This window comes from Rhizobium sp. 2YAF20, from assembly GCF_052114685.1.
Classification (GTDB): Bacteria; Pseudomonadota; Alphaproteobacteria; order Rhizobiales; family Rhizobiaceae; genus Rhizobium.
The window spans coordinates 70,826-92,144 of sequence record NZ_JBFRFF010000026.1 but is presented as its reverse complement, the minus strand read 5'-3'; the positions used below and the strand labels follow the sequence as shown (position 1 = coordinate 92,144).

The following is a 21,319-nucleotide window of genomic DNA, read 5'->3' as shown; positions in this document are numbered from 1 at the left end:
CACCCTGAACGGCTCCGGCCAGCAGCTGATTTTCCGCATCAACGCCGGCAGGCTCGTTCAAGAGCTCCACATCGAGACCCTCGTCCTTAAAATAGCCGAGAGACTCGGCCAGTTTCGCCGGCAGATAGATCTGCTTTTCGTAACCACCCACCATGATGGTTACCTTGTCTGCCGCATGAGCCGCAGCGGCGCCAAACGACGCACCGGCGAGGGCGACCGAAAATACCAGGGAATTAAGCAACGCATTTGATTTTAGCATGGAAATCTCCTCCGACTTGGTTAGTGCATCGCCTTCGCCTTCTGGCGCGTCCTCCACGACACATTATCAAGATTTGGCACAGGCAAGCTTTCATTTAGCTTTCAAGGGCGGTCATTGTTCGAAGTCATTGCGTCCCCATGCCAGCTAAATGCTCGCCGGAGCAGTCAGAGCGAACTTCCGATTATCCGCCGTTATGGGTTCCGCTGACCGTTCCATCCTTGAGCCGAGTGAAAGGCACGAAATTGACGATCGAGCCATGATAGATATCGGAACGTTCGACGGCGATTGATCCGTCGGCCGCCTGGTTCTTGACGATCTTGAGCACGTGCTGGGCACCGGGCGGCCCGATCGGGATGACCATGACGCCATTGGGCTTCAGCTGCTGCAACAGTGGCGGCGGAACGTGGTCGATCCCGCAGGTAACGATGATCTTGTCGAAGGGCGCAAATTCAGACCAGCCATAATAACCGTCGTCATTCTTGCGGTGGATCGCCGAATATTCATTGTAGCCCTTGGCGATCAGGTCGTCATAGACCTTGCCGGTGCGCTCGAACAGCGGCTTGATGATCTCGATGGTCCAGACCTTGTCGGTAAGGTTGGCAAGATAGGCGGACTGGTAGCCCGACCCAGTGCCGACCTCGAGAACCTTCTCTCCAAATTGCGGATCGATGGTTTCCGTCATCCGGGCGACGGTATGCGGCCCGGTAATGGTCACGCCGTAACCAATGTCGAGATAATGCCATTCGTAGACGCGTGACAGGTTGGCGGCGGTCACGAAGTCCTCGCGCGGCGTCATCAGATAGGCGCGCTTGTTGCGGTCGTCCCAGACATCCTTGTGTGCGATCAGCTGCAAAAGCCGATCGTAGCGCTGTCCAAGAAAATTGGCATCCTCGTCGCGATGCTGGACCATCCAGTCGATGAAGGCCTTGCGGTCATCCATCGGCGGCGTGGCGCCCCTGTCGTAGGGCATCGGCACCTTGGCCATCGCAAGCCTTGGCATCGCTCCAAGCAGCATGGCGCTTGTCGTGCCGGTCAGAAAGTCTCGCCTCTTCAAGCTGCCCCCCATCGTCTATCTGAAAATTCAGTGATACCAAATTGACTGCGAAGACAGGCTGCGCCGCGCCAAGGGCCAATCTGTGTCTGTTATCGATCCGGCGGCGACGGATCAGCATCACTGTAGAGCCTGCGTTTGTCAGGTCAATCGGAAGGATCAGCGATGCGCTCAGGAGCGTCTTCCGCCAAGTCAGTCGACTTCAACGCGACCGCGGCGAGCTACATATCGGTCGGCCTGGTTGCCGGGTCGATCATCGCGCTGCAGATCGCGGTGATGCGGGTGTTTGCCGTTGGCAGCTGGGCCCATTTCGGCTCACTGGTCATCAGTCTGGCCATGCTGGGCTTCAGCCTTTCGAGCGTCGTCATCTTCATTTTCAAGGACTGGGTGGAGCGCCATTGGCAGGGTGCGGCCGCAGCAACCCTTTGCCTGATGGGGCCGCTTGCGGTCGGTGCCAACCTCATGGCCCAGCAACTGCCGTTCAACGCAATCTTCATCGTCTCTGATCCCGAACAAAAGTGGCGCCTATTTGCCAATTTTGCCCTTTATCTGCTGCCCTTCCTCTCCGGCGCTTTCTTTCTCGGCATCGTTTTCCTGAAAAGCCGTACCGGTTTCAACCGGGTATATTTCGCCGATCTGACGGGCTCAGGCCTTGCCGGCCTCGTCATGCTCGCCGCGTTTTATGTCCTTGCGCCAGAAACTATCATCGCCGTGGCTCTGCTGCTCTGGTCGGGCGGGGCGGTGGTGTGGTTTGTCGGGCAGCGGGCGTTGGTGGCAAGTGTCGCGACGGCAGTGCTTGCCGGCCTGTCGCTCGCAGCCTACCTGGCGTTGCCGGGGCTCATCGGCGTGCCGGCGATCGCGGTGACCCAGTACAAGGGTGTTTCCTACGCGCGCAATTTTCCCGACGCGACGCAGATCTACCGCGATATCTCGCCATTTGGCGATCTGCAGATCTATAAGAGCTCATACATGCACTTTGCGCCGGGGCTATCGGACAACGCCGCGTTCAACGTTCCCGAAGTCCCGCACGACACCTATGTCGGCCTCTACATCGATGGTGAGGGACCGGAAGGCATCATGCGCGAACTGCCGCCCGAGGATGCGGCCTACTACCGCTACCTACCGTCCTACTACCCCTACGTCGTCAAAAAACATCCAAAGATCTTCGTGGTGCAGCTCGGCGGCGGGATCTCGACCATGGTGGCGCTCCACGCAGACCCGCAATCGATCACCGCGGCCGAACGCAATCCGGCAATCCTCGCTGCTCTGCGCGACCCGCGCCTCCAGGACCCCAGTGGCAACCTGATGGCAAAGCCGATACTTCGCACCATTAATGGCGATGGCCGCCTCTACCTTGCTCACACCCGCGAACGCTACGACGTCATCGACCTCAGCCTTGCCGACTCGGTTGGGCTTTCCAATCCCGGTGGCTTTGCGATCGTCGAGAAATATGCCTACACCAGGGAGGCCATGCTCGACTACATGGGCGCGCTTGCCGATGGCGGCATCCTTTCGGTGACATCGTGGAACAAGGAGGAGCCGCCGAAATCGATATTGAAGTTCTACGCCACGATTGCCGAAGCGGCCAAGGCGGCCGATCCCCACCATGCGGCTCAGTCGCTCTTCGTCGCCTCCAGCTACCTCTCGACCGCGACCGTCCTCTACAAGAAAGGCGGCTTTTCGCCTGATGAGATCGCCAAATTGCGGGATTATACCCGGGCGATGTCGTTCGATGAAATCTATTCTCCGGGCTATGCCTTTGATGCATCGAAGTCGGCGACGCTACTGGCGGACTACCGCAATTCGATCTTCGGGAACGGCACGGCCACAGGCGCGGACGCCGCGCCATCGGATGCATCGACTGCTGCCCCTGCTGATGGTTCGGCAATTGAGGCACCGCCCCTCGACGACAACACGGATGCCGCCCCGGCACCCTTGCCTGCAACCACGCTGGCTCGCCTTGCCTGGCAGGCGCAGTTGAACAAGGGATGGGCAGATTTTGCAGCCGGTTACGTCTTCGACACCAGCGCGCTCACCAATGATCGACCCTATTTCGCCGGCTACGAGAAGTTCGCCGACCTGCCAAAGACGCTTGATCGCCTCGATCTCTTTCAGGACGACTGGGGCTATCTCGTGTTGTGGGCGACGCTTGGCGTCGCAGCACTCGCGGCCCTCTCGCTGATCTGCCTGCCGCTGATCTTCGGCTGGCGGATGGTCTTTGCCAGCACGCCCGGCAAGGCTGGAACCATCCTCTATTTCGCCTGTCTCGGCCTTGGCTACATCATGGTGGAGGTTGGCCTGATCAGCCGTTTCACCTTGGCGCTTGCCAATCCGACGATCTCCGCCTCGGTATTGATTTCCGGCCTGCTGGTGTTTTCCGGGCTCGGCAGTCTTGTCAGTGAACACGTCCTCAAACAGGCGCGTCGCATCCTGCCGGTCATCCTTGCCTCCATCGCGGCGCTGCTCCTTGTCTATGGCGCAGCTCTCACGCCAGCGCTCGACTGGATCGGCGGCCTTGCCTATGGCCTGCGCCTCGTTTCCTCCTTCGTCCTGATTGCTCCGCCGGCATTTCTGATGGGCTTTCCGATGGCGATTGGCATGGGCTGGCTTGCCCGGCTCGGCAAGGATCATCTCTTCGTCTGGGCCTGGGGGATCAATGGCTGCTTCTCCGTGGTGGGCGCGACCATCGTGCCGATTATCGCTACCACCTTTGGATTGAGCACCGTCCTCAATGTCAGCGCCGCCGCCTACCTCATGGCAATCCCTGCGTTCTTTTCCGTTGTGCGGCCCGCAAGACAGCCGGACGCAGCGCGATTTGCGCTGAATTGAACGAGCCTATCGGCACTTGCATTGTTTTTGGAGCGCGATCGCGTTTTTATGTCGAGCCGATGTCGATCCGCCGCAAGCTGGTTCGTCGACTAAGATAGGCGGGACAGTTCAGCGGCGATGGCGTCCGCGGCTCGCCTTAGGAGGAACTCTAGATGCGCTTCATGTCAATCGTCACATCCGCCCACTCCGGACCTCCCACCCCGGCGCTGCTGGAGGCAATGCACAAGCTTGCCGACCGAGAAATCAAGGCCGGTCGCATGCTGGATTCAGGCGGTCTGACGCCGCTGTCCGAGGGTGCTCGGGTCAGCATATCAGATGGCAAAGTCAAGGTTCTCGACGGCCCCTTTGTCGAGGCGAAGGAAGTCATCGGCGGCTACGCGATCTTCGAATTCCGCAACAAGGAAGAGGCCGTGGCGTCCGCTGTCGAGTTCATGCAGCTCCACACCGACCTGATGCCCGGCTGGGAAGGCACTTGCGAGGTTCGCGCATTCGGCGGCTTCGCCGGCGCGTGATGCGGAAACCTTGCAAAGCGAGACGGCGGTGACCGCCGTCGACGCCCATCGCGCGATCCTCGCCGTCTGGCGGATCGAACAACCCCGGCTGATCACCAGTCTGGCGAGGATGCTGCGCGACGTGCCGCTGGCGGAGGAATTGACGCAGGAAGCGCTCTTGGCCGCACTTGAGCGCTGGCCGACGACGGGCGTTCCGGAAAAACCGGGCGCCTGGCTGATGGCGACCGCCAAGCGGCGGGCGCTCGATCACCTGCGCCGCCGCCGAATGCTCGAGCGCAAGCATGAGATGATCGGCTGGGATCTGGAGAGTGAGCAGCAGACCATGCCCGACTTTGATGGAGCACTCGATGACGACATCGGCGATGAGCTGCTTCGGCTGATCTTCACCGCCTGTCATCCACTTCTGTCGCGTGAGGCGCGCGAAGCGCTGGCGCTGCGGATGGTTTGCGGTCTGACGACCGAAGAGATCGCCAGGGCCTTTCTGCAACCTGAGGCGACCATCGCCCAGCGCATCGTCCGCGCCAAGCGAACCCTGTCGGGTGCAGGACTGGCTTACGAAACCCCGCGGGGCGAAGAACTGTCGGCGCGGCTATCCTCGGTGCTGGAGGTCGTCTACCTGATTTTCAACGAGGGCTACACCGCAGCCCGAGGCGAGGACTGGCTCCGCCCTCAACTGTGCGACGAAGCGCTTCGCATGGGTCGGATGCTGACCTCCATTGCGCCGCGGGAGCCGGAAACCCACGGATTGCTTGCCCTGATGGAGCTGAACGCTTCCCGCGCGGCGGCGCGAACCGATGCGGCGGGCGAGCCGATCCTCCTGCTCGATCAAAATCGCGCCCGCTGGGACCAGCTCCAGATCCGCCGTGGGTTGCTTGCCTTGGGGCGGGCTCACGCGCTCGGCGGCGCAGGCGGCCCCTACGCGCTGCAGGCGGCCATCATCGCTTGCCATGCCCGGGCCGAGACCGCCGGCGATACGAACTGGTCACGCATTGCCGACCTTTATGCGGAGCTGGCGACCGTGGTTCGATCACCGGTCATCGAGCTCAACCGCGCCGTTGCCGTCGGCATGGCCGAGGGCCCGGCAAAAGGGCTCGAAATCATCGACCGCCTGGCGGGCGAACCCTTGCTCAAGGCCTACCACCTGCTGCCAAGCGTCCGGGGCGATTTTCTTCATAGATTGGGTCGCTACGAGGAGGCACGCCTCTCATTCGAGGCGGCGGCCGCATTAACGCGAAACCGGCGCGAACACGACCTGTTGTTGCGCCGCGCGACAGAGGCGGCCGATGCGCGGACGGCTCCCGGCGTCAGCGACTGAAGAGCAGGCGATCACGCTGCTTCTGGCTGTCGGCTATGTAAAATGGTTCGAACCATGCCTTCTCGCCCGGTCCTGGCGGCTTGGCCACCCGGTCGCCGTTATCGCCCTAGCGACAATTTGGGCGTGACTTAATCCGGGACCACGTGGAGCGCCACAGATGGTCAAATGAAATGGGCGGAGCAATCGCCCCGCCCATAACTGGCCTGCACCGCCGGTCTTCAATAACAATGCCGGTCGAGCTAATATCTATTCAGCCTCGCTAGCATTCTGTTGAAGGTCACATAGCACCCATGCTTTTCATGGCCTTGTCCATGTGCATGCTGCAAGACTTCATCTTGTGTTCCTTCATCGAAGTCTGAGCCATCATCATTTCCTTCATGGCCATCTTCTTGTGACTGCCGTCGCTCATTGCATCAATTTTGCTATTGGCGCTCATCATCGAGGCATCGTCACATTTCGCCATCATTGCATCTTCTGCAAACGCCGGCAGTGCAAAGGCCGATGCAAGCACGGCAGCAGCAATAGTGATCTTCAACATAGTCTTCTCCTCTTGTGGGCATGATTGCCCGTGGTAAAACCCGTTAGATTCCCGCGTACCACTCGTAGCCGCGATCTTCCCAGAACCCGCCTTTGCCGCCCCAAAGCCCGGCAAAGCTGTCCTTGATTTCTATCCGGATCAGGTATTTTGCGTGCTTGTAGCCAAGGTGCCGTTCGACGCGCAGGCGAAGCGGCGCGCCGTGCGCGACTTCCAGGTCCTTGCCGTTCAGTTGATAGGCAAGGATCGTCTGCGGATGAAAGGCATCAATGAGATCGATGCTCTCGTAATAGGTGCCGCTTCCGTCCAATGTCTGTTCGAGCTGATCGGCGCAGTGAAACACGGCGTAGCGCGCACCCGGCTTCAGGCCCGCGCTCTGTAGCAGTGCACCCAACGGCGTGCCGGTCCATTTGCCAATGGCGCTCCAGCCTTCGACGCAGTCATGGCGGGTAATCTGGATGCGCGACGGAAGCCGCTTCAGATCGGCAAGAGAAAGGGCGACCGGACGGTCCACTAGCCCGTCGATTTTGAGACGCCAATCGGCAAAGCCATTCTCCATCATCCGAGCATATTCTTCCCCATCCGGCTGGCTGGTTCCGTTGGGCTTGAATATCGGTGAGATATCCGCCTCGGAGAATTCGCGGGCCAGCTTGTCTTTGGAAACGAAGAGCCGCTGACTTCCGATCGTCAGCTTCTCAGCCATTGCCAGCACGTGCTGGACGTTCGAGTTCTGAACGACGTCATCGCAGCCGGTCAGGCCAATTGCACCGAGCCCGGCGGCCGATCCGATCAATAGACGGCGACGTGTGATAGAGAAGGTCATTGGTCGCCTCTTGTCGTCTCGATCGCATACCGGCCGGTTACCATCGATCGCACGTTGTTCCAGAGGCCGGAAAGAATGACCATGAGAACATGCACAATCACGAAGACGACGATTGACCAAGCGCAGATGAAGTGAATTGACCTTGCAGACTGCCGGCCCCCGAAGAGATCGAGCAGGAAGGGATAGCCGGCATCAATGCCCGGCGACATGGTCAACCCGGTCGCCAACATCAGTGGCAACATGATGAAAATGACGATGAGATAGGTAAGCTTCTGCAGGGCATTGTAATGCCGTGCCTTTTCGCCCTTCGGAAAACGCAGCCGGGCGTGGTCGGCAATCTCCTGCTTCAGATGCCGCGGCGATATTTCTTCCGCGCTTGGAGCGAGATCGCGCCGGAAATGCCCCAGGGCGAAACCGTAAAGGGTGTAGACGAAACCATTGATGACGAAGAGCCAGGCAAAGAAGAAATGCCATCGACGGCCGGTCGCGAGATCCTGATAGCTTGGGACCGTGATCCATGCCGGAAAGCCGCGCTGGGCGGCATCATTGCCTGTGCCTGAGACCCCGAGTATGCCGGTGGTGGTGATCGACAGATTGCCGATGCGAAGGACCCCGCGCGTTGCGTCTCCGTCCTCGACAGCCTCGATCGAAAGCCACGACGGATCGGCGTCGGCACCATACTGACCCCAATACAGAGACGGATGCGCATTGAAGATCTGCAGTCCGCTCATCAGGAGCAGGCTGAGACAGAGCACGTTGATCCAATGCGTGACGCGCGTCACCGCCGAATGCCGGCGAATAAAGGTTGTCACGGGCGTAGTCGGCGGTCTCTCGTCATAGTCGATCGTCGCCATGGTCGTTCCTCGATGCCGGTTCGATAGCGGCTACGCAGGAAGAACGAAGTTTGTTACAGCGACGGCAAAATTAGTTTTTTGCAGGCCGGGCGCAGACTGCATTGTCGGAGACCAGCGACGACCCCCTAGTTCCCCGAACATAGGAGCGCGTCACTAAACCGTGAGCCCTGTAACAAACAGGCGCGCGATTGCGAAGTTGGTGAGAGGCAGATCACCAGGGAGCATTGCCATGAAGAGATCAATCGCATTCAGTATTGCTATCGCCACCGCCATCCTCGGCATGGGTTCGACGCAAGCCTTTGCCAGTCAATCGCCGACGGTTGTCGAGTTATTTACGAGCCAGGGCTGTTCATCATGCCCTCCGGCAAATGCCAATCTTGTGAGGTTGAGCAATGATCCTGAAATTCTCGCACTGAGTTTCTCCGTGACCTACTGGGATTATCTCGGATGGAAAGACAGTTTTGGAAAGCCCGAGTTCACCAAGCGACAGGCGACCTATGAGCCCGCACTCGGTCAATCCGGTCCCTTCACACCGCAAATGGTCATCAACGGCCACTATTCGACCGTCGGCTTTGACCTTAGGGAAATCCGCACCCAGATCGCATCAGAAAAGAAACTATCCGGTCCAGCGATCAAGCTGACGAAGCAGGTAGCAACGATCGATGCGGGTGATGCTCTCGCGCCAGCCGATGTTTGGTTCGTCCGCTACGACCCAGGCACCGTGGAAGTCCCGGTGTCACGCGGCGAGAACGCCGGCGCGACCTTGCCGCATGCTCATGTCGTACGAGCTTTAGTCTATCTTGGCGCCTGGAACGGCAAGGCGTTGAGCCTGCCCCTCCCAAGCGCTCAAAATGGATCGAAGAGCGCCATCATCGTACAGGCCCAAGACGGCGGTAAGATTCTAGCGGCGGCAACGGACTGAAGAGCGCTTGAAGAAATTTTGACTTCAGATGGCTCTGCGTGACGTGACGACCACAATCAATGCTCGGGCCGTCCACAGTGCTCACTGTGGCCTACTCGGGCTTGCGTCTGATCTTTGCGGAGCCGATAAGCAACTATCTGCTCACCACGGCTCGTCGAAATGCCAATGTTCTACAGCAAGTCCAAACTCGCCCGTCGTTCTCGCGTCTTCCGGGGGTCCTTCGATGTCTGGAAGCCACGCCTAGTGTTTTGGATCGGGGCGATTGCCATCGGGGTGACAAGTGTCGCTTTCGCCAAAGTCGCCGACTTGGCCCAGCAATCTTTCGCCGTGATCACCACATCGAGCAGTTGGACTTATCTTTTGCCTCTGGTCCTTACCCCGCTTGGCTTCGTTTTGTCCGCGTGGCTTGCTATAACTGTATTTCCGAATTCACAGGGTAGCGGCATTCCACAGGCGATCGCAGCTCGACACTTGCATGATGACGAGGAGCGTTCACGTCTGCTGTCGCTTCGCCTAGCGTTCGGGAAAATCGTGCTGACAATCCTCGGCCTGTTTTGTGGTGCCTCCATTGGGCGCGAGGGGCCGACTGTCCAGGTCGGGGCCTCATTTATGTTAGCCGCCGCTCGCTTCGGTGGCATGGCGCAGGCACGCGGCCTCATCCTTGCAGGCTCTGCCGCCGGGATCGCGGCCGCATTCAACACGCCGCTTGCGGGTATTGTCTTTGCAATCGAAGAGATGAGCCGAACCTATGAATCACGCTCCAATGGCGTCGTGCTTACGGCAGTGATCCTCTCGGGTCTTGCAGCACTCGGTCTATCCGGAAGCTACAACTATTTCGGCACTGCGTCGGCAGCACCCCTGCATCTGATGGATTGGGCGCTTGTGCCGGTCTGCGGCGTCGGCGGTGGCGTTCTCGGTGCCGGCTTCAGCGGTTTTGCCTTGCACGTCGGTCTGCGTATCCGCCGCTGGGCACTGCCGGCACCGATGAAACGCATGGTGGTTTTGGCCGGAGTGTGCGGGCTTGCCATTGCGATCATTGGTATCATCTCTGGCGGCGACACCTTCGGGACGAGCTACCAACAGGCGCGGGGTGCAGTTGAGGGCCATCCCACAGCCTTGCTGTTTTTCATCGCAAAGTTGGCCACGAGCTTTTTGTCGATGATGTCAGGTATACCTGGCGGCATCTTCGCGCCTTCGTTGGCGGTGGGCGCAGGTTTTGGCAGTACCGTTGGCTCGATCTTTGGCACTAACATAGCTCTTGCAGCCATCCTTGGCATGGCTGGGTATTTCGCGGGTGTTGTTCAGGCCCCGATGACGGCCTTTGTCATTATCCTGGAAATGACGGGCGACCACCAGGCGATCATACCAATCATGGCAGTCTCGATGATCGGCTACCTTACTTCGCGCGTGCTTTCACGTGAGCCACTGTATCACGGACTGTCACGCAATTTCATCGCGGCAGCAATCCGGGCACGCAGAACCACCGACAAAGATGTGATAGGTGGAGAACCTACCCCTTAATGGCATTCCATCATTATCATGCCAGCTGCGGAAGGTCGTCTTCCGGATCGCGCCGATTTTGTTGAAAAACTCTGGTGTCGCCAGCACAGCAAAACGCTGGTCAGCTTCAACCCGCTCTTGCGGTTGACGACGCCGCAACTGAACAACGGCTTGTCTACCAGGCGATCGAGCTCCTTGCGGATCGGTCCCTTCGTATCCTGGTTGAGGAGGGATACGGCAACCGCGAAATTGATCTCGGCCAATCTATTTAGCCGGAAAAATTCTTTCGCCTCTCAGCCGTTTCAAGTGACAAGTCAGCCTCGCTCCACCTTGAACAGCCTAATATTCCACGGCAATTGCGTCTTTGGAAGAAGCGAGATTCTCCCAGCGCAAGGATGCAATCGTATCGTCTGTGGCAGGCTCGCGCCGCGGATGCGGAGCAGGAATGTTTGAGCCTCAAGGTGCCAGATTGCAAGAAGAAGCGTACCGACCCCTGACCAGCCTTGATCCCGAGGATTGGCAGGATTTGCGCGTTCAGGGGCACAGGATGTTGGATGACATGCTGGACCATCTGGAAGCGATTCGCCAAGGGCCTGTATGGCAGGAGGCACCGTCTTCGGTTCGCGCACTGTTCGACGCGCCCGTGCCGCTGGAGCCGACAGAACTTGCCGATGTGCATCAGACGTTTCGCGACGCTGTCCTTCCCTATGGTGGCGGCAATATCCATCCGGGCTTCATGGGCTGGGTGCAGGGCGGCGGTACGGCGACCGGCATGCTGGCGGACATGCTGGCTGCGGGTCTCAACGCCAATCTTGGCGGCCGCGACCATATGCCGATTGCGGTCGAGCGGCAGATTGTCGAATGGACCCGCGAGCTATTCTCCTTTCCCGAAACCGCCAGTGGTCTGTTTCTGACAGGAGCGTCCCAGGCAAATTTTGTCGCCGTCCTTCTCGCAAGAACCAGGGCGCTTGGCGGCAATATTCGCGCGCATGGGCTGGCCAGCGGGCCACAACTGATCGCGTATGCCTCTGGCGAAGTGCACGGCTGCGTACCGCGGGCCATGGAAATGGCTGGCATCGGCAGCGACCATCTTCGACGTGTTTCCGTCACCGCGACCGGCCAGATCGACATAGAAGCCCTTCAGCGCCAGATCGAACGTGACAAGACCCACGGGCTGACGCCGTTCCTGATCGTTGGAAGTGCCGGCACCGTCAACACCGGAGCGATCGATGATCTCGATGCCTTGCGCCGGATTGCCGATGCCCACGATATCCACTTTCACGTCGACGGCGCGCTGGGTGCGCTGGGCATTCTGTCCGAAGAACTGGCGCCTCTCCTTGCCGGCATCGGATCCTGTGATTCATTGGCGTTCGATTTTCACAAATGGGGTCAGGTTCCTTACGACGCCGGCTTCCTTCTCGTGCGCGACAGCGCATGGCAGCTCGAGACCTTTGCCTCAGAAGCCGCCTATCTCACCCGCGCCTCGACGGGCCTTGCCGGAGGAGACTGGTGGCCCTGTGATTACGGCCCCGACCTTTCACGCGGTTTTCGCGCGCTCAAGACCTGGTTCACCTTGAAAACCTATGGGCTCAAGGCTCTGGGGGATTCCATGGCTGCCAATTGCGCCCTGGCGCGCAACCTGGCCGCCCGGATCGAACGCGAGCCTTGCCTGCAACTACTGGCGCCGGTGGCGCTCAATATCGTTTGCTTTGCCTATGTTGGCCGACGCGGTGACGCGGCGGCGACGATCAACCCTCGCATCATCGAACGTCTTCACGCCGAGGGCCGCGTCGCACCCTCACTGACAATTCTGGACGGCAAGCCGGCGATCCGCGCTGCCATAGTCAATCATCGCACCAGCCAAATGGACATCGACGCGCTTATTCGAGGCGTCCTGTCATTCGGTTCGCAAGAGGAACTTTCCACATGCTGATCCCCTCCCCGGTTGCCACCGATCACGCGGGCTTTGACATCGATCCGGGCAGCCGCATCAAAGGCATGCACGCGATCGTCTCTCTGGCGTTTGACCGCGTCGACGTCACCCCTATCTGGAATGGCCTGATGCAGCGGGTGACCGCGGATGGCACGGATGCGGCCGCGATGTTCGACATGGCAACGATCCTGCAAAGCCTCGGCCGCAACGAGGATGCACTCCAGGTCCTTTTGGGTGCGGTCGCCTTGAGGCGCAATTTTTGCGTCGTGCATGGAGATGGGCAGGGGCCTCGGCTATTGGCGATCGTGACGCCTGGCGATTTCATGGCGAACACACCGCTGGATTTCCTGCTGGAGGGCAGCAACTGTGTTCTCTGGCTGCATTATGTCGACGCCAACACCACAGCGCTCACGGACCTGCCGAAGCATGACGTCGCCTTCATGGCAATCGGCGAGGCTCCGGAGAACCTGGCGGTTCTCGAGCGGATGCGAAAGGTGCTGGCCGATTTTCCCGGACCGATCATGAACAATGATCCCGAGCTGATCAGTCGACTGACGCGCGACGGCGTTAGCGCGATGCTGGCCGACGAGCCCTCGATCCTGTCGCCACGCACTTTCAAGCTGATGCGCCAGGACCTCATGGCGATCGCCTCTGGCACAAAGGACTTCGACGACTGCGCGCCCGGCCTCTCGTTTCCGCTGGTTGTCCGCCCGATCGGCACACATGCCGGCCACGGCATGGAGCGCGTTGCAAATACGTCGGAATTGGCCCTCTGGCTCGATGTCCAGCCCGCCTGCGAAATCTATGTGGCCCCGTTCATCGACTTCCGCGGCGCGGATGGCCTCTTTAACAAGCAGCGCATCGTCTTCATCAAAGGCAGGCCATTCGCCAGCCACATGGCACTATCCGAGCATTGGATCGTGCATTACCTCAGCGCCGGCATGGCCCAGAGCCCAGAAAAGCGTGCCGTCGAACAGGCCTGGATGGAGAACTTCGATACGGACTTCGCCGTTCGCCACCAGGAAAGCTTTGCAGCCCTCTACCGTCACATCGGGCTTGACTATTTCGGCATCGATTCCGCCGAACTGCCTGACGGACGCCTGCTGGTCTTCGAACTCGATGTTGCAATGGTCGTCCACAATATGGATAACGCCGTTGTCTATCCCTATAAGCACGTTGCGATGCGCAAGCTATTCAATGCCTTCATCGATAGACTGATCGGCGAAAAGGTTATCGGGAACGACGAAGCGCTTCTCAACTGCCTGGTCTCCGGCGGGGACGAGAGACTGGATTGCGACGAGGCAACCGGCCTCAACATGTATGGCTACGGGCCTTCGCCGCGACCGCAGGATTTGCCTTTCAGCTCCTCGACGGCCTCGACCATTTCGGCATCCGCTTTCGCAGCCGTCAGCAGCTATCACGCGGATCTCCTGCGCGAAGCGGAACGCCGGTCGGCCGCCGACATCTATGGTCGGGAGATGGCGCACATGCGCACGGAGCTTTTGCGCCTGCTCGGGCTCGAACAGGGCTCGGCCTCCTCGAAGGTGGACGCCATCATGGCAACGTCAGGCACCGACATCCATCTCTTCGCGGCGGCATTGCTGGCGCACCAGGACGACCTACCCCTGATGACAATAACCCTGACCGGAAGCGAGACCGGCAGCGGCGTTATGACCGCCGCATCCGGGCGTCATTTCATGAGCCGGGTCAGCAGCGACCGCCCCGTTGCCAAAGGCGAGGAACTGGTCGCCGGACATGCGACGCGAAACATGACCGTGGCGGTGCGCAACGCCGACGGGACGCTTCGGAGCGAAGAAGAGGTCGAGTCCGAGCTGCGGGGCGCGATCGAACTTGCACGCGCGGCGGGCCTCAGATGCCTCCTGGTCGTCACCGACGTTTCCAAGACAAATCTGATCGCACCGGGTCTCGACACTGTCTTCCGCCTAAAGGCACGTTTTGGCGCGATGCTCGACATCCTGATCGACGCCTGCCAGTTTCGAGTTTCCGCGGCAACGATCCGCGCCTATCTCGGACACGAATTTCTCGTCGCCATCACCGGCTCCAAGTTCCTTGCAGGCCCGATCTTCAGCGGGGCGCTACTGTGCCCGCCTCAGCTGTCGGATCGCCTGAAACTTCGGCAGCTGCCCGCCGCACTTGGCGATTACTGCGCCAAGGCGGATTGGCCGGCGGGCTGGGCAGCCCGGGACGCGCTGCCGCACCGCGCCAATTTCGGCCTTCTACTGCGATGGAAGGCGGCCCTGTTCGAGTTCCGTCGCTTCGTGGAGACGCCTGCCGAAAAAGTGGCTGCCGTCATGTCGGCCTTTGCCGATGCGGTGAAATTGCGGCTTGAGCGAGATCCTGCCTTTGAGCTGCTCGACGCCAGGGCAATAGACCGAAGCCGTCTATGGGACGGATCGAGCCTGTCCTGCTGGGACGAGATTCCATCGATCTTCGCGTTCTATCTGCGCAATCCTCATCACAGAAGCGGCGTGCTGAATGCGACGGAGACCGCCATGGTCTACAAGAACCTGGCCGCACAGCAGAGCGATGACGCGCCCATCCGTCTCGGCCAGCCTATTCGATGCGCGAATTTCGGCGACACACCCGCAAGCGCCTTGCGGATATGCTTGAGTGCACCGCTGATCGTGCAGGCCTGCGCCAGCGTCGACGGGCTCGACACCCTGATTTCGCAGGCAATGGCTGCCCTGGATCGTACTGCCCATGAGGCGGCGCAGTTTGCGGCTACGCCGATCGAAGCGCTCTTTGCATAGTTCGCCAACTTCGAGCAAACGCGACGGCCGGAGCAACATCCGGCCGGTTGCTGCGCGTTCTCAGCGGTTCTTGACCGCAGCTAGAATTCCGGTCGCCATCTTCAGATGCGGAAGATCGAGCATCCTGCCGTCAAGTTGGATCACCCCTGCATTCGGATTTGCGTGAAACGCCTCGACGACCCGTTCAGCCCAGGCGATCGCCACAGCATCTGGCGTGAAGGCATCATTGATCACCGCGATCTGATCCGGGTGAATTGCCATCATGCCGGTGAAGCCGTCGCGCCGACCCCTTTCGGCATACTTCCTCAGCCCCTCAAGATCATGAAAGTCGGGATATACAGTCTCGATCGCCTGCACCGACGCCGCGTGGGCGGCGAACAGGGTGAGCGAACGAGCCATCTCGTAGGGCGCGGTGTAAGTACCGTCCTCTTCCCGCGATGTCGTCGCTCCGATCGCTGCCGGCAGGTCCTCAGCACCCCATGTCAAGCCGCAGATCAATTCCTTCACCGCAGTATAGCTTCCAAGTTGGAAGATTGCCGCCGGTGTCTCCGTGGCAATGGGAAGTATCGGAGTGCTCGCCCCACCGGCATGTTGCAGCTGTGTAGCCAGCGCTTCGACCGAAGCGGCACCCTCGGCCTTTGGCAATAGGATCGCAAAGGGTTTTGCCTGCGCCACTGTGGCGAGATCGTGCTTTAACGCAGCACTTGTGATCGGATTGATGCGGATTAGAATTGGCAGGTCCTGCGATCGTCGAGACATGAACTCCAGGGCATTTGCTCTCGCCTTCTCCTTGTTGGCGATTGCAACGGAGTCTTCCAGATCGATGATGACTGCGTCGGCACCGCTGGCGATTGCCTTGCCGAATCTTTCGGGACGGTCGCCAGGCACGAAGAGCAGAGACCGCAGCCTCACGCCGGTTTTCGCTTCAGCATTGCGGTTCTGAGGCATTGGCACACAATCTCCCCGCGTTGATTGAAGGTCTGATGGCTGAAAGTAACGATACCGGCATCCGGTCTCGACCCGGAGTGCCTGAGATCGGCGACTTCGGTTTCGACACGCAACGTATCCCCGATGAATACGGGCTTCGGCATCACGACTTTATCATAGCCGAGATTGGCGATGAGAACGCCGAGCGTCGTGTCGGTGACGGAGAGACCGACCGTGAGCGCGAAGGTGAAAATTCCGTTCACGACGATCCTGCCAAATTCGGTGCCCGCCGCATATTCCGCGTCCAGATGCAGGGGCTGGGGGTTGTGCGAAAGAGCCGTGATGAGGAGATTGTCCGTCTCCGTCACCGTGCGATGGATATCATGGACAATGCGCTCGCCGACCGACCATTCATCGAAATATTTTCCGGCCATCTAGGACACTTCCTTCACGACTGTGGCAACCAGCTGGTTTTCGGAAACCTTGCTTCCAGGCGAGACCCGTAACTCGGCGACTATTCCGGCAAAAGGAGCGCGCAAAGAGTACTCCATTTTCATCGCCTCCACAGTCAGCAACTGATCTCCCATGGCCACTCTTGCGCCGATGGCAACGTCGACGATGGTAACGAGCCCGGGCATGGGTGAAAAGACCGATCCATCATCGGTGGGCCCGCCCGGCTTCACCAGACCCGCGACCGGAAGACTGATCGGCCAGGCTGTGCCTCGGTCGAAAAGAACGGATGCGTCGTCAAAGACGACGACACTGGCTTTTGCCCCGCTGTGTATGTTTCCCCAATGGGTTTGCCCTGCAATGCGCACCGCTGCGCGGGGGTCCGGTTCGCTTGCGATCCGAAAGCCCGAAAGCGCCGCCCAGGGATCAAGTCTAGAGATTTTCACCAAGCTGGTCAGCGCCTGATCAATCACCGTCTGATCGGGATCCCTGCGAAGGAAATGCTGCCCACGCCGCTCGAGAAAGCCGGTATCGACGGTCGCGGCGCGAAATTCCTCGTCCCCGGCTATTCGAAAGAGCAGATTGGCATTGGACTTCACCGGCCAGATCTCGATCTCTGCGCACGCCTTTGCCAGCTCTTCGAGCGCCGCTGGTCGATCAGGAGCATGCGCGATGATCTTTGCGATCATCGGATCATAGAAGGCGGTGATGTCGTCTCCCTGCTCAACGCCGCTATCGACGCGAATGTCGGATGGAAGCCTGAGATGCTGAAGATGGCCCGTCGAGGGCAGATAGCCTGCGTCAGGGCTTTCGGCGTAAAGTCGCGCTTCAATTGCCCAGCCATTGATCGCAAGCTCCTCCTGAACCCTTGGCAGGGATTGGCCTGCAGCGACGAGCAACTGCCATTGCACCAGGTCCTCGCCGGTAATGGCCTCGGTTACCGGATGCTCGACCTGCAGCCGGGTGTTCATTTCCATGAACCATATCCGATCGGGACGAAGCCCCTCGGACGCATCGGCTATGAATTCGATCGTCCCGGCGCCGACGTAGTCAACCGCCTTGGCAGCGTTGATCGCCGCCTGGCAGATTGCCTGTCTCGTATCAGCGTCCATACCCGGTGCCGGCGCTTCCTCGATCACCTTCTGGTGTCGCCGCTGCAAAGAACAATCCCGCTCGAACAGATGGACGCAATTGCCCTGCGTATCAGCGAAAACCTGCACTTCGATGTGCCGAGGGTTTTTTATATATTTTTCCAACAGAACGCGATCGTTTCCGAACGAGGCAAGGGCTTCGCGCCGACATGACTGCAGGGATTGCCGAAATTCATCCGCCGCTTCGACGCGGCGCATCCCCTTGCCGCCGCCCCCGGCAACGGCCTTGATCAGCAAGGGATAGCCGATCGTTTCCGCCTCGCGAGACAGCCGCTCGTCCGATTGATCCGTGCCCATATAGCCTGGCGTAACGGACACACCGGCAGCCTGCATCAGCTCCTTGGCAGCGTCCTTGAGCCCCATGGCCCGGATGGCCGCCGGAGGTGCGCCGACCCAAATGATGCCAGCATTCTGGACCGCCTCGGCAAACTCCGCATTCTCGGACAGAAAGCCGTAGCCGGGGTGTATCGCCGAGGCGCTCGATCGTTGCGCCGCTTCGAGAATCTTCCCGACAGAGAGATAGCTCTCTCTTGCCGCTGCGGGGCCAATTGCGATTGCCTCATCGGCTTCCTTCACGAATGGAAGGCCGGCATCCACATCCGAATAGACAGCAATCGTTCTGATACCAAGCCGATTGGCCGTGCGGATGATCCGCCGGGCAATCTCGCCCCTATTGGCGATCAGGAGACTTTCAAACATCGGCGCCATCGCTCTACATCCTGAACACGCCGAAGCGCGGCCTTTCCGCAATGGGCGCATTAAGGCTGACTGAAAATGCCAGACCGAGGACATCGCGCGTCTGCTGCGGATCTATGATCCCGTCATCCCAAAGGCGCGCGGTGGCATAATATGGATTGCCCTCGGCTTCGTAATTTCCGCGGATAGGTGCCTTGAAAGCCTCCTCCTGTTCGCGCGACCAGCTTTCGCCTTTGGCCTCCAGCCCATCCCTGCGGATGGTTGCAAGGACCGATGCCGCCTGCTCGCCGCCCATGACGCTGATGCGGCTATTCGGCCAGGAAAACAGGAACCGCGGCCGGTAGGCGCGGCCGCACATGCCGTAATTTCCGGCTCCGAAGCTGCCGCCGATGATGACGGTCACCTTCGGCACGGTCGCCGTGGCAACGGCCGTGACCAGCTTCGCACCATCCTTGGCGATGCCGCCAGCCTCATATTTGCCCCCAACCATAAAGCCGGAAATGTTCTGGAGGAACAGCAACGGTATCCGTCTCTGGCAGGCAAGCTCGATGAAATGCGCGCCCTTCAGCGCGCTCTCTGAAAAAAGCACGCCATTATTGGCAAGAACGGCAACGGGGATGCCCCAAATGCGCACAAAACCGCAAACAAGCGTCGTACCGTAGAGCGGTTTGAACTCGTGCAGCTCGGAGCCATCGACAATCCGCCCGATGACTTGCCTAACATCATAGGGCGAGCGCACATCCGACGGAATGATGCCGTGGAGATCGACCGGATCAAGCAAGGTCGGCTGTGGGTCGGCGATGTCGATATCGACGGTCTTTACCCTGTTGAGGGTCTTTACGATGTCGCGAACGATCAAAAGCGCATGCTCGTCATTCTCGGCGACGTGGTCCACCACGCCCGAACGGCGGGCATGGGTTTCAGCCCCTCCAAGCTCCTCGGCGCTGATGACCTCGCCGGTCGCCGCCTTGACCAAAGGCGGACCGGCCAGAAAGATCGTTCCCTGATTTCGAACGATGACTGTTTCGTCCGACATTGCCGGGACATAGGCGCCGCCAGCCGTGCAGCTTCCCATGACGCAGGCGATCTGCGGTATCCCCTCCGATGACATCTGCGCCTGATTGAAGAAAATCGCGCCAAAATGATCGCGGTCAGGAAAGACCTCTGCTTGGTAGGGCAGATTGGCGCCGCCGCTATCGACCAGATAGATGCAAGGCAGACGGTTTTGCAGTGCAATCTCTTGCGCGCGCAGATGCTTCTTTACCGTCATCGGAAAATAGACGCCGCCCTTTACCGTCGCGTCGTTGGCAACGATCATGACTTCGCGCCCGACGACACGCCCGATACCCGCGACGAGGCCCGCTCCCGGAGCTTCCTCCTGGTACATGCCGTTCGCCGCCAGCGCGCCGATCTCGAGGAAGGGGCTGCCGGCATCAAGCAACGCCTGTATCCGCTCGCGAGGCAGGAGTTTGCCCTTTGACATATGACGCGCTCGTGCCGCGGGGGGGCCGCCCTGGCGCGCCATCGCCGTCTTTTGCCGCAGCTCGTCCACAAGGCCGATGTTGCAAGCCAAGTTGGCCTTGAAGCTATCGCTGTCGCGATCAATGGTCGAGGTGATGATCGTCATAGCGCGATAAGCTCCCGGCCGATGAGGTAACGGCGGATTTCATTGGTTCCAGCGCCGATATCGTAAAGTTTGGCGTCGCGAAGGAACCGCTCGACCGGCCATTCGCGCGTATAGCCAGCGCCACCAAGCGCCTGAATTGCCTCGAGCGACACTTTCACCGCGTTTTCGCTGGCAAGCAGAATTGCCGCTGCCGCATCCGCCCTGTTGGTACGGCCTTCGTCACAGGCGCGGGCAACCGAATAGACGTAGGCGCGCGACGAATTCAAGGCCACATACATGTCGGCGACCTTGGCCTGCATCAGCTGGAAATCCCCGATCGACCGGCCGAATTGCTTGCGGTCGCGCACATAGGGCAAGACGACGTCCAGACAGGCCTGCATGATGCCGAGCGGCCCGCCCGCAAGCACGGCACGCTCGTAATCAAGCCCAGACATCAGGATCTTGACCCCCTCGCCCTCTTTGCCCATCAGCGCTTCTCCGGGGATTTCGCAATCCTCAAAGACAAGCTCGGCCGTGTCGCTGCCGCGCATGCCCATCTTCTCCAGCTTCTTCGAAACGCTGAACCCGGGTGTCCCCTTCTCGATGATAAAGGCCGAGATGCCCTTTGGGCCCAACGACGGGTCGGTTTTTGCGTAGACCACCAGGACGTCGGCGTGCGGGGCGTTGGTGATCCAGAATTTGGTGCCGTTCAGGACATATCTGTCGCCGCGCTTGTCGGCGCGCAGGCTCATCGAGACGACATCGGACCCGGAGGCGGCCTCCGACATTGCAAGCGAACCGACGTGATCTCCAGAAATCAATTCCGGCAGATACCGGCGCTTCTGTTTGCTCGTCGCCCAACGGCGGATCTGATTGACGCACAGATTGGAATGYGCGCCGTAGCTCAAACCGACGGACGCAGAGGCGCGCGAAACCTCCTCCATCGCCACGACATGTTCGAGATATCCAAGGCCCGCCCCCCCGAATTCCTCCTCGACTGTGATGCCGTGCAGGCCAAGCGCACCCATCTTGGGCCAAATCGAACGGGGAAAGCTGTTGGTTTCGTCAATTTCGGCCGCCAGCGGCGCGATGACGGCTGTGGCGAATTTTGCCGTCGTTTCGCGGATGGCATCGGCAGTCTCTCCGAGCGAAAAATTGAACATCTGGCTCCTCCCAATCTCAATA

The 21,319-nt window shown here is 59.9% G+C and carries 17 protein-coding genes; 7 read left to right on the top strand and 10 right to left on the bottom strand.

The features are described 5' to 3' along the window. Window positions 1-259, bottom strand: a 259-nt coding sequence (locus AB4Z52_RS24530; protein ID WP_442220511.1) for an ABC transporter substrate-binding protein, incomplete at its 3' end; no start/stop codon positions are given. Between the two features lie 181 nt (window positions 260-440). Then, window positions 441-1,313 carry a protein-L-isoaspartate O-methyltransferase family protein gene (locus tag AB4Z52_RS24525; RefSeq protein WP_442220503.1) on the bottom strand — a complete coding sequence of 291 codons (873 nt, stop codon included), beginning with the start codon at window positions 1,311-1,313 and terminating at the stop codon, window positions 441-443. A 162-nt stretch (window positions 1,314-1,475) separates the two neighbouring features. Here AB4Z52_RS24525 and AB4Z52_RS24520 point away from each other — a divergent pair, with 162 nt between their 5' ends. The 3 genes from AB4Z52_RS24520 (at window position 1,476) to AB4Z52_RS24510 (ending at window position 5,966) form a co-directional block, all read left to right on the top strand. Further along, the gene (locus tag AB4Z52_RS24520; protein ID WP_442220502.1) at window positions 1,476-4,139 is read left to right on the top strand and encodes a hypothetical protein; all 2,664 of its coding nucleotides are present in this window, start codon (window positions 1,476-1,478) and stop codon (window positions 4,137-4,139) included. A gap of 152 nt (window positions 4,140-4,291) precedes the next feature. Further along, on the top strand, window positions 4,292-4,651 hold the full coding sequence (locus AB4Z52_RS24515) for a YciI family protein (protein ID WP_442220501.1): 360 nt from the start codon (window positions 4,292-4,294) through the stop codon (window positions 4,649-4,651). A 28-nt stretch (window positions 4,652-4,679) separates the two neighbouring features. Further along, a complete protein-coding gene (locus AB4Z52_RS24510) occupies window positions 4,680-5,966 on the top strand; it encodes an RNA polymerase sigma factor (RefSeq protein WP_442220500.1) in 1,287 nt (428 codons plus the stop codon). A 277-nt stretch (window positions 5,967-6,243) separates the two neighbouring features. Here the strand turns inward: AB4Z52_RS24510 and AB4Z52_RS24505 are convergent, their stop codons facing one another. Genes AB4Z52_RS24505 through AB4Z52_RS24495 form a run of 3 tightly spaced genes read right to left on the bottom strand, consistent with a single transcriptional unit; the run spans window position 6,244 to window position 8,178 of the window. Then, window positions 6,244-6,504: a hypothetical protein gene (locus tag AB4Z52_RS24505; RefSeq protein ID WP_442220499.1), complete on the bottom strand. Its 261-nt coding sequence runs from the start codon at window positions 6,502-6,504 to the stop codon at window positions 6,244-6,246. 43 nt (window positions 6,505-6,547) lie between these two features. Continuing rightward, window positions 6,548-7,324, bottom strand: coding sequence for a molybdopterin-dependent oxidoreductase (locus AB4Z52_RS24500; RefSeq protein ID WP_442220498.1), 777 nt, complete (start codon window positions 7,322-7,324; stop codon window positions 6,548-6,550). Further along, window positions 7,321-8,178 (bottom strand): cytochrome b/b6 domain-containing protein, encoded by an 858-nt coding sequence (locus tag AB4Z52_RS24495; protein ID WP_442220497.1) that lies wholly within the window; start codon window positions 8,176-8,178, stop codon window positions 7,321-7,323. The genes AB4Z52_RS24500 and AB4Z52_RS24495 overlap by 4 nt, the downstream gene beginning before the upstream one ends. 229 nt (window positions 8,179-8,407) lie before the next feature. On the opposite strand from AB4Z52_RS24495, the gene AB4Z52_RS24490 reads away from it, so the two are divergent. The 4 genes from AB4Z52_RS24490 (at window position 8,408) to AB4Z52_RS24475 (ending at window position 15,304) form a co-directional block, all read left to right on the top strand. Continuing rightward, on the top strand, window positions 8,408-9,100 hold the full coding sequence (locus AB4Z52_RS24490; protein ID WP_442220496.1) for a DUF1223 domain-containing protein: 693 nt from the start codon (window positions 8,408-8,410) through the stop codon (window positions 9,098-9,100). A gap of 159 nt (window positions 9,101-9,259) precedes the next feature. Beyond that, entirely contained in the window at window positions 9,260-10,621 is a 1,362-nt protein-coding gene (locus AB4Z52_RS24485; protein ID WP_442220495.1) for a chloride channel protein, read from the top strand. Between the two features lie 424 nt (window positions 10,622-11,045). Continuing rightward, window positions 11,046-12,533, top strand: coding sequence for a pyridoxal phosphate-dependent decarboxylase family protein (locus tag AB4Z52_RS24480; RefSeq protein WP_442220494.1), 1,488 nt, complete (start codon window positions 11,046-11,048; stop codon window positions 12,531-12,533). Then, window positions 12,527-15,304: a hypothetical protein gene (locus AB4Z52_RS24475; protein WP_442220493.1), complete on the top strand. Its 2,778-nt coding sequence runs from the start codon at window positions 12,527-12,529 to the stop codon at window positions 15,302-15,304. Before AB4Z52_RS24480 ends, AB4Z52_RS24475 begins: the two co-directional genes overlap by 7 nt. Window positions 15,305-15,364: 60 nt before the next feature. On the opposite strand, the gene AB4Z52_RS24470 is transcribed toward AB4Z52_RS24475, so the two are convergent. From AB4Z52_RS24470 to AB4Z52_RS24450, 5 genes are read right to left on the bottom strand one after another with little or no spacing between them, the layout of a single operon-like run. Next, complete coding sequence (locus tag AB4Z52_RS24470; protein WP_442220510.1) at window positions 15,365-16,216, bottom strand: HpcH/HpaI aldolase/citrate lyase family protein; 852 nt, start codon at window positions 16,214-16,216, stop codon at window positions 15,365-15,367. Continuing rightward, window positions 16,213-16,665 (bottom strand): MaoC family dehydratase, encoded by a 453-nt coding sequence (locus tag AB4Z52_RS24465; RefSeq protein ID WP_442220492.1) that lies wholly within the window; start codon window positions 16,663-16,665, stop codon window positions 16,213-16,215. Before AB4Z52_RS24465 ends, AB4Z52_RS24470 begins: the two co-directional genes overlap by 4 nt. Next, complete coding sequence (locus AB4Z52_RS24460; protein WP_442220509.1) at window positions 16,666-18,531, bottom strand: acetyl/propionyl/methylcrotonyl-CoA carboxylase subunit alpha; 1,866 nt, start codon at window positions 18,529-18,531, stop codon at window positions 16,666-16,668. A 13-nt stretch (window positions 18,532-18,544) separates the two neighbouring features. Further along, window positions 18,545-20,155: a carboxyl transferase domain-containing protein gene (locus tag AB4Z52_RS24455; RefSeq protein ID WP_442220491.1), complete on the bottom strand. Its 1,611-nt coding sequence runs from the start codon at window positions 20,153-20,155 to the stop codon at window positions 18,545-18,547. Then, window positions 20,152-21,297, bottom strand: coding sequence for an isovaleryl-CoA dehydrogenase (locus AB4Z52_RS24450; protein WP_442220490.1), 1,146 nt, complete (start codon window positions 21,295-21,297; stop codon window positions 20,152-20,154). The genes AB4Z52_RS24455 and AB4Z52_RS24450 overlap by 4 nt, the downstream gene beginning before the upstream one ends. Between the last annotated feature and the right edge of the window lie 22 nt (window positions 21,298-21,319).